This window comes from Cognatundibacterium crateris (assembly GCF_010078235.1).
Classification (GTDB): Bacteria; Pseudomonadota; Gammaproteobacteria; order Burkholderiales; family Burkholderiaceae_D; genus Undibacterium; species Undibacterium crateris.
This window is the reverse complement of record NZ_JAABOS010000003.1, coordinates 135,151-148,285: the sequence shown is the minus strand read 5'-3', so window position 1 is coordinate 148,285 and position 13,135 is coordinate 135,151. Positions and strand designations below refer to the sequence as shown.

General features: G+C 55.6%; 12 protein-coding genes. 8 read left to right on the top strand and 4 right to left on the bottom strand.

Translation table 11 applies throughout. From position 1 onward, the window contains the following. Positions 1–268 precede the first annotated feature (268 nt). Both EYB48_RS06770 and EYB48_RS06765 read left to right on the top strand, forming a co-directional pair. Positions 269–991, top strand: a complete 723-nt coding sequence (locus EYB48_RS06770; protein ID WP_162019558.1) for a response regulator — start codon at positions 269–271, stop codon at positions 989–991. Next, entirely contained in the window at positions 988–2,340 is a 1,353-nt protein-coding gene (locus tag EYB48_RS06765; RefSeq protein ID WP_235934949.1) for an ATP-binding protein, read from the top strand. Before EYB48_RS06770 ends, EYB48_RS06765 begins: the two co-directional genes overlap by 4 nt. On the opposite strand, the gene ygiD is transcribed toward EYB48_RS06765, so the two are convergent. Beyond that, positions 2,321–3,124: a 4,5-DOPA-extradiol-dioxygenase gene (gene ygiD, locus EYB48_RS06760; protein WP_162019557.1), complete on the bottom strand. Its 804-nt coding sequence runs from the start codon at positions 3,122–3,124 to the stop codon at positions 2,321–2,323. The two genes, EYB48_RS06765 and ygiD, sit on opposite strands and share 20 nt — an antisense overlap. A 142-nt stretch (positions 3,125–3,266) precedes the next feature. Between ygiD and EYB48_RS06755 the strand changes: the two genes are divergently transcribed. Beyond that, complete coding sequence (locus tag EYB48_RS06755) at positions 3,267–3,731, top strand: DUF2721 domain-containing protein (protein ID WP_162019892.1); 465 nt, start codon at positions 3,267–3,269, stop codon at positions 3,729–3,731. Positions 3,732–4,077: 346 nt separating this feature from the next. Here the strand turns inward: EYB48_RS06755 and EYB48_RS06750 are convergent, their stop codons facing one another. Next, positions 4,078–5,481: a hypothetical protein gene (locus EYB48_RS06750; RefSeq protein ID WP_162019556.1), complete on the bottom strand. Its 1,404-nt coding sequence runs from the start codon at positions 5,479–5,481 to the stop codon at positions 4,078–4,080. Between the two features lie 226 nt (positions 5,482–5,707). Further along, on the bottom strand, positions 5,708–6,130 hold the full coding sequence (locus tag EYB48_RS06745) for a PaaI family thioesterase (RefSeq protein WP_162019555.1): 423 nt from the start codon (positions 6,128–6,130) through the stop codon (positions 5,708–5,710). A gap of 131 nt (positions 6,131–6,261) precedes the next feature. On the opposite strand from EYB48_RS06745, the gene EYB48_RS06740 reads away from it, so the two are divergent. The 4 genes from EYB48_RS06740 (at position 6,262) to EYB48_RS06725 (ending at position 11,164) form a co-directional block, all read left to right on the top strand. After that, positions 6,262–7,272 carry a GlxA family transcriptional regulator gene (locus tag EYB48_RS06740; RefSeq protein ID WP_162019554.1) on the top strand — a complete coding sequence of 337 codons (1,011 nt, stop codon included), beginning with the start codon at positions 6,262–6,264 and terminating at the stop codon, positions 7,270–7,272. Between the two features lie 165 nt (positions 7,273–7,437). Beyond that, entirely contained in the window at positions 7,438–9,102 is a 1,665-nt protein-coding gene (locus tag EYB48_RS06735) for a methyl-accepting chemotaxis protein (RefSeq protein WP_162019553.1), read from the top strand. 119 nt (positions 9,103–9,221) lie between these two features. Then, the gene (locus EYB48_RS06730) at positions 9,222–10,070 is read left to right on the top strand and encodes an HDOD domain-containing protein (protein ID WP_162019552.1); all 849 of its coding nucleotides are present in this window, start codon (positions 9,222–9,224) and stop codon (positions 10,068–10,070) included. Positions 10,071–10,198: 128 nt separating this feature from the next. Then, positions 10,199–11,164, top strand: coding sequence for an MBL fold metallo-hydrolase (locus EYB48_RS06725; RefSeq protein WP_162019551.1), 966 nt, complete (start codon positions 10,199–10,201; stop codon positions 11,162–11,164). Between the two features lie 17 nt (positions 11,165–11,181). Here the strand turns inward: EYB48_RS06725 and EYB48_RS19425 are convergent, their stop codons facing one another. Then, on the bottom strand, positions 11,182–11,547 hold the full coding sequence (locus tag EYB48_RS19425; protein WP_328823284.1) for a SlyX family protein: 366 nt from the start codon (positions 11,545–11,547) through the stop codon (positions 11,182–11,184). On the opposite strand from EYB48_RS19425, the gene EYB48_RS06715 reads away from it, so the two are divergent. Further along, on the top strand, positions 11,546–13,057 hold the full coding sequence (locus EYB48_RS06715) for a glycoside hydrolase family 18 protein (RefSeq protein ID WP_162019550.1): 1,512 nt from the start codon (positions 11,546–11,548) through the stop codon (positions 13,055–13,057). The two genes, EYB48_RS19425 and EYB48_RS06715, sit on opposite strands and share 2 nt — an antisense overlap. Positions 13,058–13,135 lie beyond the last annotated feature (78 nt).

Sequence of the window (13,135 nt, the reverse complement as noted above, 5' to 3'; positions counted from 1 at the left end):
CTGGCGTTGGCTGGCTTTCTGGTGTGAGTTCCATTTGTTCCGCAATTCCGGGTTCACGCTGGATTGCATGGGACGCATATTGCCTGTTTTTTTAAAGCCCGGAGTTTCAATTTAGGCTGGCTTTGTATCCCCGTGTAACAGATAACAAAGGGTACAAGCATACACGCAATGACGCACTGTTTCACAGTATGTATTTCAGCGCGTATGATAACAAGACGATACAAAACCACCTACAATAGCAACACACCAGCCCTGCATAATCATGCTTATGGATACCAAACAGAAAATTTTAATCGTCGATGACGACCACGACATCCGCAGCCTGTTAGCGGACTATCTGAATGACAATGGCTATCAGGCGACCATGGTCGCCGATGGCAAAGGCATGTGGATCGCGCTGGCAGAACAGAACTTTGAGCTGATCGTGCTGGATCTGAATTTGCCGGGTGATGATGGACTCACGCTGTGCCGTACACTGCGTGGCAAATCCAATATACCGGTGATTATGCTGACTGCGCGCAGTGAACCGCTGGACCGGATTATCGGACTGGAAATGGGTGCGGATGACTATCTGCCTAAGCCCTTTGAACCCCGTGAATTGCTGGCGCGCATACGCAGTGTTTTGCGCCGTACCCATACTCAGCATCAGCCTGATGAGCAGGGCCCGCGCAAATATGTGTTCGGAGAATGGGCGCTGGATACCACCGCACGCCATTTGCTGAGTCCGGAAGGCACGGTGATTTCACTGTCCGGCGCCGAGTTCAAAATGCTGAGTATCTTCCTTGAACATCCTAATCGCGTCATGAACCGCGACCAGTTACTGAACATGACACATGGTCGTGATGCTGATCCGTTTGACCGCTCTATCGATATTCAGATCAGCCGTCTGCGTCAAAAGCTGCGTGAAGATGCACGCTCGCCGCAAATCATCAAAACTGTCAGGAATGGCGGCTATGTGCTGGCGATGACGGTCAGCACGGAATATGCATGAACATCCTGGCGTCGATGTGGGGGCGGGTGTTTGCCCTGCTCCTGCTAGGCGTGATGGTAACGGCTGGCGTGACCAGCTGGCTGGCGCTGGGCGAACGTGAAAAAACCCTGAGCCAGTTCCGCGAAACGCATTCTATCGACCGGGTCGAACAACTGGTGCGTGCGCTTGATGTGCTGCCGACCCAGAGCCGCGCCCAGTTTCTGGCGACCGCACCACGACTGGGTTTGCAGGTCACCAAGCTGACAACCGGCAGCAGCAGCGGTTTGCCGCGCACAGAATACGCGCGCACCGTCAGCGAACGCCTGGGTAAGAACTTTACGGTATTTTCCCTGGCTGAAGCGTCCGAAGAATCCTGCCCCTACGATTTGCGCGACAAACAAAAGCGCCGCCTGCAATGTGAAGCACTGGGCATCACGCTCAATGACGGCACTACCCTGAAGCTGGTGGTGATGCCGCCGCGTACCCCGGCGCCACCGGTGCGGCAAGACTTTATCCAGTATGTGATTATCCTGATTATCAGCATCGGCATTTTGGCCTATCTGATCGCACGTATGACCATGCGCCCTTTACAGCAAATGGCCGCCGCCGCCAGTGCTTTGGGTCAGGATATTAATCGTCCCGCTCTGAATGAGCAGGGCAGTAGCGAAATCCGCCAGGCCACACGTGCGTTTAATGCGATGCAGGCGCAGATACGCCAACACATTGCACAGCGCACCCATATGCTGGCCGCGATCACCCATGATTTGCAAACGCCGCTCACTCGCTTACGCTTGCGTTTGGAAAAAGTGCAGGATGCAGATTTAAAAGACCGTCTGATCGGCGATCTTTCGGCGATGCAGATGATGATACGGGAAGGTCTGGATCTGGCGCGCAGTATGGATAGCCAGGAACAGCGCAGCGTGCTGGATCTGCATTCGCTGCTAGACAGTGTGTGCACCGATGCGACGGATGCCGGGCAGGATGTGCGCTTCAATGGCAAGCCCGGTTATATCGTGCTGGCCAGGCCACAGGCTTTACGCCGTTGTCTGACCAATCTGATCGACAATGCTGTGAAATATGGTCAATACGCAGAGGTCAGCCTGGAAGACAGTCAGCTTCAGAGCCAGCATATGGCACGTAGGGTGCACGTGCTGATCCGGGATGGCGGCCCCGGCATACCGGAAGATTACCAGCAGCAGGTGTTTGAGCCTTTCTTCCGCATGGAGACTTCGCGCTCGCGCGATTCCGGTGGCACCGGTCTGGGCATGACCATCGCCCAGAATATCGCGCAACAACATCAGGGCACAGTACAGTTACGCAATCTGTCGCCGCAGGGGCTGGAAGTCAGGCTCAGTCTGCCGCTGCAGTGACTGCGATCAGCGACAACATGCTGATCGCGCCCATCGTGACGCCCTGATTGATGATCTCCAGCGCATCGTCGTCAGCGACTGCACCGAGTATGCTAAGCAAAGGCAGGTAATGCTCGCTGGTCGGTATCGACCACAAGGCCGGATTGCCATGCTGTTCGTAATGGATCAGCGCATCCCAGTCGCGCCGCAATATCGCCTGCTCTGCCGTGTTTTCAAACTGCTGCGCCCAGTCATATCCGGCGTCCTGCCTCACCAGCCGGCCCAGATTGTGCACCACATTGCCGCTACCCATCAGCAGTACGCCCTGATCGCGTAAAGCAGCCAGTTGTTTGCCGAGTGCGAAATGCCAGGCCGCTGGCTGTGTCATATCCAGACTCAGTTGCAGCACTGGGATTTGCGCCGCCGGATACATGGGCAGCAGCACCGACCAGGCACCGTGATCCAGTCCCCAATCCTGATCCAACGTTACTGCCGCTGGTGCGACAAACGGTGCTAACTGTTCAGCGATCTGCTGCGCCAGCAGCGGATCACCCGGTGCCGGATAGCGGGCCGCGAATAACTCGGCCGGGAAGCCACCAAAATCATGGATAGTGCGCGGTTCTGCCATCGCCGTCAGCGCCAGCCCCTGCGTCATCCAGTGCGCAGAAATCATCAGAATGGCACGCGGTGCCGGAAAGCGCTGGCCCAAGGCCTGCCAGCTGGCGGTAAAACGATTGTGCTCGAGTGCATTCATCGGGCTGCCATGACCGATAAACATGACGGGCATACGGGATGGAACGGACATCCATTTCTCCTGAATTGCGTTAAGATGCAGATCAAATTACAAACTGCGGTCCAGGGCTTGTTAACATTTAAATTGCGAGAAATTTAAGTGTTAACAGACCCTAGGCAGGCACTATACAAGAAAGAAAGGATAGGTGTTTATGATCAATCTGCAACTTGGTGATGTCAGCCATATTATTCAGCTGGCGATTGCGCCGGTTTTCCTGCTGACCGGTGTGGGCACCAAATTGGGCGTATTGACCAGCCGCCTGGCGCGCATCATTGACCGCGCCAGGGTGGTGGAAGAATTACTGCAAAAAAATCCTGACCACACCGAAGATCTGGAAACCGAACTGGAAGAGTTATACCAGCGCTCCCACCTGATCAACCGTGCGATTACCCTGAGCACCACCACCGGCCTGCTGGTCTGTCTGGTGATCGCCTTGTTGTTCACCGGTGATGCGACCGGACTGGCGCTGGATAAGTGGATTGCAGCTTTATTCGTAGGCGGGATTTTTTCGCTGATCGGCAGTTTTATTTATTTCATGCGCGAGATTTTTGTCGCCACCAAAACCCTGTCGCGCCAGCATCAGCGCGATAAAATCCGCCGTCTGTCACGTCAATCCTGATCGCCGCAGCATAAAAAACAGCGGGCAGCTTTTAGGGCCTGTTAACATTTAAATTCCGAGATGCGTTCAAACCAAAACGTGGGCTGGCAAGGCGTGTGTCGCCGTCAGGGCTGGTGCCCCTGACAAGACGCGCAACGCAGTCCAGCACGCGTTTTGGTTTGAACCCAAAGGGAAAGGGGTAAAACAGCCGCATGGCGTTGTTGCATCCCGCTTACAGTGATCACACTGCTGCGCGGGATGCGCCTAGCCCTGCAACTGTTTTACCCCTTTCGCACACGGAATTTAAATGTTAACAGGCCCTAGGCTGCCTGCTGTTTTTTTATCGAGTGCTTTTTACTACAAGGACTTACTTCGGTAACACCTGCACAATCAGATCCGCACTGGCGGTACCCGGGTTGGCTACCGTCACCGGATAATAACCGGCTGAGACACGGAATTGCAGCGTAGTCGGCACCGTCACCGTTGGTGCAAAAAAGCCCGCGATCTGCGATCCGGAACCGGCCAGCGCCACCGCTGGGCCGCTGATCTGGGTCCAGCCAAAATAAATCGGCACCGTCGAATTGGTATTGGATGGTGTTTCTGCTTTCAGCTGCACACTGGCACCGCTATTGACGGACTGCACCAGATTGTAGGAAGTTACGCTGATAGCGGGCAGGGCGCTGACAAAGAAAGCTACATCACGTTGTTTGACCGGGTCAGCCGAACTGCCATCGGTGGAGATAGGCGCGGTCGATACGTTCAGCGTGAAGGTGTAGGAAGTCGGGGTCGTCACTACGGCCGGAAACACCACGCTGGCGACACTGGTGCCGCCATTGTAAATGGTCAGCGGCGTAGCACCGGCCGGGCCGGATTTGTACTGCCACAGGAAATACATCGCCTGGCCAGTCACTTCCTTGCCATTGACATCGTACATGGTGGATTTGCTGCCATCCAGACTGGCGCTGGCACCCGGCTGCACATTGCCGCCGCTGGTTGAGATGGGAACTACGGTGGGTTTGACGACAGGGTTGATGGTAATGCTCTGAATGGCTGTGCCGGTACGCTGCTTGTCATCGGTGACGCGGCATTGCAGTTTCACCGTGGTGCTCTGCGTCACCACCGGCGCGACTAAGCTGGCTGCTGCCGTAGCAGGATTGGTCAGGCTCAAGGTCAGACCGGCGGCATCACTGACCACCCATTGATAGGCATAGGCATTGCCGCTGCTGGCAGGGGTACCGCCGCTGCCGCTACAGCTCAGGCTGACTTTGTCACCCGAAGTCACAGTGGCATCCGCACCGACTTTAGCAACTGGATTATTGGTGATGGAGGCTGCCTGTAAGACTTTGAGCGTGGTGAAGCTATTACTTTGATTTCCCTTGGCGTCACCCGCGAAAAAGCTGAGTTTATAAGTCACATCCGAACTCAGCTTAGCCGGTGGCGTGAGACTCAGGACGCAATTGGTGCCGCTGCTGTCGGTGGTCACGGTTTTGCAATCCGCATTGCTGACTGCGGTCACTGAATCAGCGCCCAGCGTCAGGGTTTCGATTTGCCAGAACAAGTTAGTGATGGCACCGGCGCTGCTGGAGGCCTTGCCAGTAAAGGTCAACGGGTCACCGACAGACACGGTGGCCGGTACCGGCACATTCACACTGACGGCACTGTTGGGCGCTGTGTTGGAACTACTGGAACTGCTACTGCCACCGCAGGCACACAGTGTTACTGCGCTGAGCGTAGAGAAGGCGATACTGGCAAGACGGAAGGAAGGGTTCACGCTGGCTCCGGGGAGGTTGCAAGATGACATGTCAGGGCTTACGCAAACCACGGCGGCGTGCTGGCTGGAATCGGATACTGCCTTCCTCGCCCTGCCTTGCCAGTTTAGCTGCGTAAATCCGCATTGTAATTGAGCAAGCCCCCGGCTGGCGTTTGCAAACGATTAATTCGTCGCTAGTCTGCCGCAAATCCGCTGCTGCAGGTTTCAGAGCTCCCCCGGTCGCCGCTTATTTTTTAGGATACAAAATCATCTGGGTGCAGCGGAACAAGGCGATCACTTTTCCTTCATAACTCACTTCGGCATCCCACAACTGGGTGGTGCGTCCCAGATGCGCGGCTTTGGCACTGACCTGGATACGGCCGCTACGGGCGGTGCCCAGATGATTCGACTTGAGTTCTATCGTGGTGAAGCTGGTCGCGCCTTCCGGCAAGCTCGCCATACAGCCGTAACCACAGGCAGTATCGGCCAGCGTCACTACGCTGCCTGCATGCAGGAAGCCATTCGGCGCCATCAGATGCGGTACCACATCCAGCTCAGCGCTGACTGCGCCGGGATTGACCGACAAGATCCGTATGCCCAGATGACCGGGCAGATAGGGCGCGCCGATTTGATTCAATTGTTCAGAGGACAGAGTGACTTGAGCGGACATGCAGATTCCTTGGGTGGTAGCAGGCGAAAATGCCTGAAACGCATTGTAAACATTGTGTGTATCCATTTGAAGTGTCAGTATTGACTTTTATCGTGCTCAAACCGCCACAAATTCACACAAAAAGGCCACCTATGACGACTCACATCGAGTTCTGGGTCTATCCGGAATGTATGGCTTCTGCCGTGACCGGCATGACCGACCTGCTGCATATCGCCAATGCCATGGCACAAGCTGAGCATGCAGCGCAGCGGGCGCCGCTGTTCAGCTGGTCGCTGCGCTCCATCGATGGACAGGCGGTCACTTGCTCTTCCGGGCTACGGCTGGCCTGTGATGGCCGCATCGGCAGTGGGACACAGCCGGATTTGCTGTTGTTGCCGGGACTGTTTGTCGGTAATGGCATGCGGGCTTTCCGCAGCGCGCGCCAACGGCTGCAGCCGCTGCATAGCCTGCTGCGTGAACGCCATGCCGAATCCTGTCTGATTGCGGCGCACTGCAGTGCCGCCTTTGTACTGGCGGATGCCGGTTTGCTAGATCAGCGTAAAGCGACCGTGCCTTGGTGGCTGGAACATCAGTTTCATCAGGAATTTCCGGACACCACGCTGCAGGTGGCTGACATGCTGGTCAGTGATACAGGCCTGATGACCACCGGTGCCGCCACTGCCTATCTGCAGCTGGCGCATCATCTGATACTGCAGTTTGGCGGTGCAGAACTGGCAGCACAGCTGGCCAGCACCTTGCTGATCGATACGCAAAGTCAGTCGCAACTGCCCTATGTGCAGACGCAGCAGCATTATCCGGTCGACAATGTGCCGGAAGACGCATTGATACAGCGCGCCCGCCTGTGGCTCACCCGGCATCAAAAGCAGCCGTTCAGCCTGGCGGCACTGGCGCAGCATCTGGCCGTCAGTGAAAGGACCGTGATCCGTCGTTTCTCGCAACTGCTCAATACCACGCCTGGTAAATACGCGCAGATGCTGAAGCTGGAAGTAGCGCGCCGCCTGTTGCAGCAAACTGATCTGAGCCTCGATGAAATCGCGCTGCGCATCGGTTATCAGGATAGCAGTGCATTCCGCCGTCTGTTCCGCCGCAGCTATGACTGCAGCCCATCGGCCTGGCGTCATCGCTGCGAAACCAAAGCCTGAACGCTTGCGCATGATTGCGGTCGGAAACGTTAACCTTGCGCAACAATTGCGATATCGCATCAAGCTTCTTATGGCATAGTATGGAAACATTACACCGGACCAAGATGCGCTGTGTGCATTGCTGGCTGGAGACGGGAATCGGGATCACCTTTACCAGGAGTCAGTATGAATTTACGTCATTTGCGCATCGGGACCCGGCTGACTATTGGCTTCGGTGTCATTCTTGCCAGTCTGATCCTGATACTGGTCGTCGATAACGTCCTGAGTTCCCGCAACCGGCAACAAATGTCGGTCGGGCTGGCGTCCTCCAAAGCCAAGACCAATCTGGCAGCAAGCATGAAAACGGCCTTACTGGAAGGCGGTATTGCGATCCGTAATATCGGTCTGCAAAGCGACCTGGGCGAGCTCGAAAAACAAAAAGTGCTGGTCAAAAATCAGCATACCCGCTTCCTGGAAGCACGCGATAAATTTCTTGCCCTGGGTGTCACCGCAGACGAAAAAAAAATTCTGCAGGCCGTCACTGATCTCGATACCCAGGTCGATGCGCCGACCAAAGAAGCCTTCAAAATGCTGCTGTCTTTCAATGGCGAAGAAGCGGTCAAAGTGATCGCTACCCAGATCGATCCGCTGCAGCAAAAGTCCCTGCTGGAAATCAATCGCCTGGTCGAAATTCAGGATCAGGCGGCGGACGCGCTAGGTCAGGCAGCTGAAGCCAGCGATAAACGGCTGACACTGATTCTGTTCATTTTCGGCGGCGTGATCGTATTGCTGGGAGCGGCTTTTTCTTTGTTCATGACGCGCAGTATCACCACGCCTTTACAGGAAGCGGTACAGATTGCACAACAAGTCGCAGCCGGAGAATTGTCGCATCATCAAATGGCGGAAGGCAGTGATGAAATCAGCGAATTGCTGAACGCTTTAAAAGATATGAATGACAATTTGTTCCGTATCGTCAGTGAAGTGCGGCAAGGTACGGATGCGATTGCGACGGCTTCGGGTGAAATTTCTACCGGCAATGCCGATCTGTCATCACGTACCGAAACGCAGGCTGGCGCGCTGGAAGAAACCGCCAGTTCTATGGAACAGATCACGGCCACCGTGCGGCACAATGCAGATAATGCAAAACAGGCAAACACTCTGGTGACTTCGGCTTCTCAATTTGCTATCAAGGGTGGCGAAGAGGTAGGAAAAGTCGTCCATACCATGAACTCGATTAAAGAAAGTTCGCGTAAAATAGTCGACATCATCAGTGTGATTGATGGAATTGCCTTCCAAACCAATATCCTCGCTTTAAATGCAGCCGTAGAAGCTGCGCGGGCGGGAGAGCAAGGCAGAGGTTTTGCCGTTGTTGCTTCCGAAGTCCGCAATCTTGCACAACGCAGCGCAAGTGCAGCGAAAGAAATTAAAACCCTGATCGGAGACTCGGTCGAGAAAGTCGATGCTGGCGGTAAGCTGGTGGATGCGGCTGGACAAACCATGAATGAAATCGTCACGTCGGTACGCCACGTAGCAGACATCATGGCAGAAATCACGGCCGCAGGTCAGGAACAAAGCGCGGGCATAGAGGAAGTCAATCGCGCAATCACACAAATGGATGAAATGACACAGCAAAATGCAGCCCTGGTTGAACAAGCCGCTGCTGCTGCCGAAAGTATGGAAGAACAAGCCGGCAACCTGGCGCGCGTGGTTTCAGCGTTTAAACTGGATCAATCTCATGGAGCACGGCCAGGAGTGCACCGCGTCAGCCCAGCGGGACCAGCAGCGCAGCAAGGCATGGTCGCCGGTGCGGCCGGAAAATTAGTGAAAGTATTAGGATTTCATAAGGATTAAGCCAACGCCACGCGCGTAGCCACCAGTAGACAGTCACTCAGCAGAGCTGCGGCATACAAACATGCCGCAGCTCTGGCTTAGCAACGCTGGAAACATCTGCCTGAGCCTGTTGAAAGAACATGAATAAGTCCCAAGCATTAAATCATATCGTTGCCGAGTCCCAACGCGGGGAGCTGGTGTTCCCCACCCATGTACAAGCGAGTCTGCATATCCAGCAAGCACTCGACGATCCTGAGTGCGGCATAGAAGCAGCCGCGCGCCTGATCATGAAAGAACCGCTGATGGCGGCGCGCGTGGTGGCGATCGCCAATTCCGTTGCCTACAGCCGCTTTGGCGGCGGCGTGACCAATATCCGTACCGCCGTCTCGATCCTAGGATTCAGTACCTTACGCTCAGTGGTGGCCTCTGTCATTATGCGTCAGATCAGCCATCAGATCACCGAGCCCGTGATCCGCCACAAAATGGAAAGCCTGTGGCTGCACAGCGCACATGTCGGCGCGCTGTCGTATTGCCTGGCAAAACATGTGACACTCTCCGATCCGGAAACAGCGATGTTTACCGGTATCGTGCATGAAGTCGGTGGCTTTTATTTGCTGTCGCGCGCCGGGGAATTTCCTGCTTTGCTGGAGGATATGCACTGCGCACCTGAGCATGAACTCGATGAATCTCCTGAAATTTTCATCGGTCGCGCTGTGTTGCATAAACTGATGGTACCAAAACGTGTGCTGTCCGCCATCGAGGTACTGTGGTATGGCGCACGTGCACTGCCACCGGCCAGCCCGGGCGAAATTTTAATCGCGGCCAATGACCTGAGCCCGGTATCATCACCGATAGATCTGCGCTCTGCTGAACAGATAGAAGCCGCGCGTAACAGCGCAGACTGCTCACTGAATCAGCATAGTCTGCGTGACATACTGCAGCAAACTAATACTGAAACCCAGTCACTGCTGCAATCGCTGCTGCACTGAGGCGCCGAACCGGGGACCGTCGGCAAACTTTCTGCATCTTAGGCATAATCGCAGGGCCTGTTAGCACCGCAAGCCCACCCGTCCGGCAGGGCTGCGTTTTGAAAACCACGTTTTCGGAAGGATGAAGAATGTCAGTATCCCGTCAACTCAGTACCAGCTTATTTGCTATCCTGACCGCCTTGGCGCTGCCAGTAAGTCAGAGTTATGCCGCCGCTCCTCAGGTCAAAACTGCGGCCCCCGGCTATTACCGCACCATGCTTGGTGAATTCGAAGTCACTGCCTTATCCGATGGCACAGTGGCCTTACCGGTCGATAAACTGCTGACCAATACCAGCCCGGAACAAGTCAGCAAGGCCTTACATAAGTCCCATCAACACAGCCCGCTGGAAACCTCGGTCAATGGCTATCTGATCAATACCGGCAGTAAGCTGATCCTGATCGATGCCGGTGCCGGCAGTCTGTTTGGTCCTACCCTGGGTAAATTGCAGGCGAATCTGAAAGCCGCTGGCTACGGCCCGGAACAGGTCGATGAAATCTACATCACCCATATGCATCCGGATCACGTCGGCGGCCTGATGCAGGGTGACAGCATGGTGTTTCCTAACGCGGTAGTGCGCGCGGATCAGCATGATGTGGACTTCTGGCTGAGCCAGGCCAATCTGGATAAAGCGCCGCAAGACAGCAAAGGCTTTTTCCAGGGTGCGATGGCTTCCATCAATCCCTATATCAAGGCTGGCAAATTCAAGGCCTTTGAAGGCAATACCGAGCTGCAGCCCGGCATCAAAGCCACAGCTACTCATGGTCACACTGCGGGTCACACCATCTACACCATCAGCAGCAAAGGCCAGAATCTGGTGTTGTGGGGCGATCTGATGCATGTGGCAGCGGTACAGTTTGCCAACCCGGGCGTGACCATACAGTTTGACAGCGACAGCAAGGCCGCTGCGGCCCAACGCAAACTGGCCTACGCGCAGGCAGCCAAATCGGGTGACCTGATCGGCGCTGCGCATTTGTCTTTCCCTGGTCTGGGCTATGTACGCACGGAGAACAAGGCGTATGCATTCACCCCGATCAACTATGCACCGGGAAATTAAGTCTTAACAGGCCCTAATCAGTAATGCGGTGGCCGTTCATCGATGACCGGCTGCCGCTGCGCTGCACTCACCGCCAGTTCGCGCAGGCGCTTGGCCATCGCTGTGCATAAGGCTTCCAGTTCATCGATTTTTTTTTGCTGACGATAGACCTGGGTGTTGAGGGTATCGACCAGATCATCCTGCCGTGACAGACGAATTTCCAGGTCGATCAAACGTTCTTCGGTGCTCATACGATTCTCTATGCTTTCTGTGTAGTGATCTGTGTAACGATCTGTGTGACGATCTGCTTGATGATACAAGGCGCACAGTATGCCATACCAGTTCATGCTGACACGCTCTGCGTTTGCCGGATCGTCATAGTGCGCAGCGGCAGCGCGATGCATGCTGCTGCCTGAGCAGGAAAAACCTGTTGACCGGATGCGCCCCAGCTTGCATCCTGAGCGCATGAATATCCTGTCCTTACTTCGCCGCCAGTCCTTACTGGCCACCCTGTTGAGCTGTGCTTTGTACAGCGTTGATGATGCGGTAGCACAGCCGCCCAGCCCCACAGCAAGCACGCAAGCTGGCAGCAGCTCGCCGGTGGTGATCGGCTATTTTTTACTCGAAAAAGAACAGCTCGCCGGTCAGCAAAACGGCAGCCTGCGCGCCAGCGATATCCGGCCCGATGTGGCTCGCCAGCTAAGCCATATCAATTTTGCGTTTATGGATATCAATGCCAAAGGCGAATGCGATTTTGAAACCGGTACCGATGCACGCCAGGCAGCGCGCGCGCTGGCCGAGTTGCAGGCACTGAAACGGCATCAGCCCGGCTTGCGCATCCTGTATTCCCTCGGTGGCTGGACCCATACCAATGATGACAGCCCGGATGTAGAACGCTACCGCCAGGCAGCAGCCACGCCGGAAGCACGCAGCAAGCTGATACGCTCCTGCGTCAGCCTGATGCAGCGCTACCGTTTTGACGGGGTGGATATTGATTGGGAATATCCACGGGCACAGGATGCCGCTGCGTTTACCGACTTATTACGTGAATTCCGGCAGGCGTTAAACCAGGCTGGCCGCCATCGCGCGCGCCCCTATCAGCTGACCATCGCTGCCGCCGGTGGCGCCTTCAATATGGCGCGTAGCTATGCGGCCTGGCCTGCGATTGCGGCCAGCGTCGATTACATCAACCTCATGACTTACGATTTGAATGGCAGCTGGGAAAAGCTCAGCAATCATCAGGCCCATTTGTTTGGCGATCCCGCTGAGGCGCTGTATGACAATCCTTTACGCGCACTGGCCGCACCCAGCCTGAGTGCAGCGCAGCTGCAGCAGGATTTTCCGGCGCGTTTCGCACTGACGGTAGATGCCGCAGTTCAGCAATACCTGGTGGCCGGTGTGCCAGCACATAAGCTGGTACTGGGCTTTCCGTTTTACGGGCGCGCCTTGTTTCAGGTAGGCGCTGACAAGCAGGGCTTGCATCAGCGTTTTGTGACACCGGCTGGCGATCATTATCAGGGTGACGTCAGCTTGCTGACCGGTTGCCCAAGCTGCGCACAGCGTGGTGACCCACGTCTGCCTGCGTATGCCGATCTGCAAGCGATGCTGGCGGGCGGCTATGGATATCAGCCACAGTATTCAGAGATCAGCCATGCCAGCTGGCTCTGGCATCCGCAACAGCATATTTTTGTGAGTGCTGACGATGCGCGCGCGGTGCAGGCCAAGGTCGCCTATCTGCGTCATCAGGGTCTGGCGGGTGCCATGTTCTGGCATCTGGGTCAGGATGCGCAGCAAGCGACACTGCTGAACCAGCTACACAGCGCGCTATATCAGCAGAGTTGCCAGTTGCGCGTGCATCCTGCTGCGCTTGTGTACCGGCCGCTTGCCAGCAATCCGCGTTGCGAAATTCGCTGAGCCTGCTAAATATTACAGTCAGGGATACGCTTGTGCGCTGAATGAGCGTTTGTAAATTCACAGACTTATCAGCTAAGA

Coding starts and splice junctions, on each gene's coding strand:
- EYB48_RS06770 (WP_162019558.1), top strand. CDS start 269: ATGGATACCAAACAGAAAATTTTAATCGTCGATGACGACCACGACATC.
- EYB48_RS06765 (WP_235934949.1), top strand. CDS start 988: ATGAACATCCTGGCGTCGATGTGGGGGCGGGTGTTTGCCCTGCTCCTG.
- ygiD (WP_162019557.1), bottom strand. CDS start 3,124: ATGTCCGTTCCATCCCGTATGCCCGTCATGTTTATCGGTCATGGCAGC.
- EYB48_RS06745 (WP_162019555.1), bottom strand. CDS start 6,130: ATGTCCGCTCAAGTCACTCTGTCCTCTGAACAATTGAATCAAATCGGC.
- EYB48_RS06740 (WP_162019554.1), top strand. CDS start 6,262: ATGACGACTCACATCGAGTTCTGGGTCTATCCGGAATGTATGGCTTCT.
- EYB48_RS06735 (WP_162019553.1), top strand. CDS start 7,438: ATGAATTTACGTCATTTGCGCATCGGGACCCGGCTGACTATTGGCTTC.
- EYB48_RS06730 (WP_162019552.1), top strand. CDS start 9,222: ATGAATAAGTCCCAAGCATTAAATCATATCGTTGCCGAGTCCCAACGC.
- EYB48_RS06725 (WP_162019551.1), top strand. CDS start 10,199: ATGTCAGTATCCCGTCAACTCAGTACCAGCTTATTTGCTATCCTGACC.
- EYB48_RS06715 (WP_162019550.1), top strand. CDS start 11,546: ATGCTGCTGCCTGAGCAGGAAAAACCTGTTGACCGGATGCGCCCCAGC.
- EYB48_RS19425 (WP_328823284.1), bottom strand. CDS start 11,547: ATGCATCGCGCTGCCGCTGCGCACTATGACGATCCGGCAAACGCAGAG.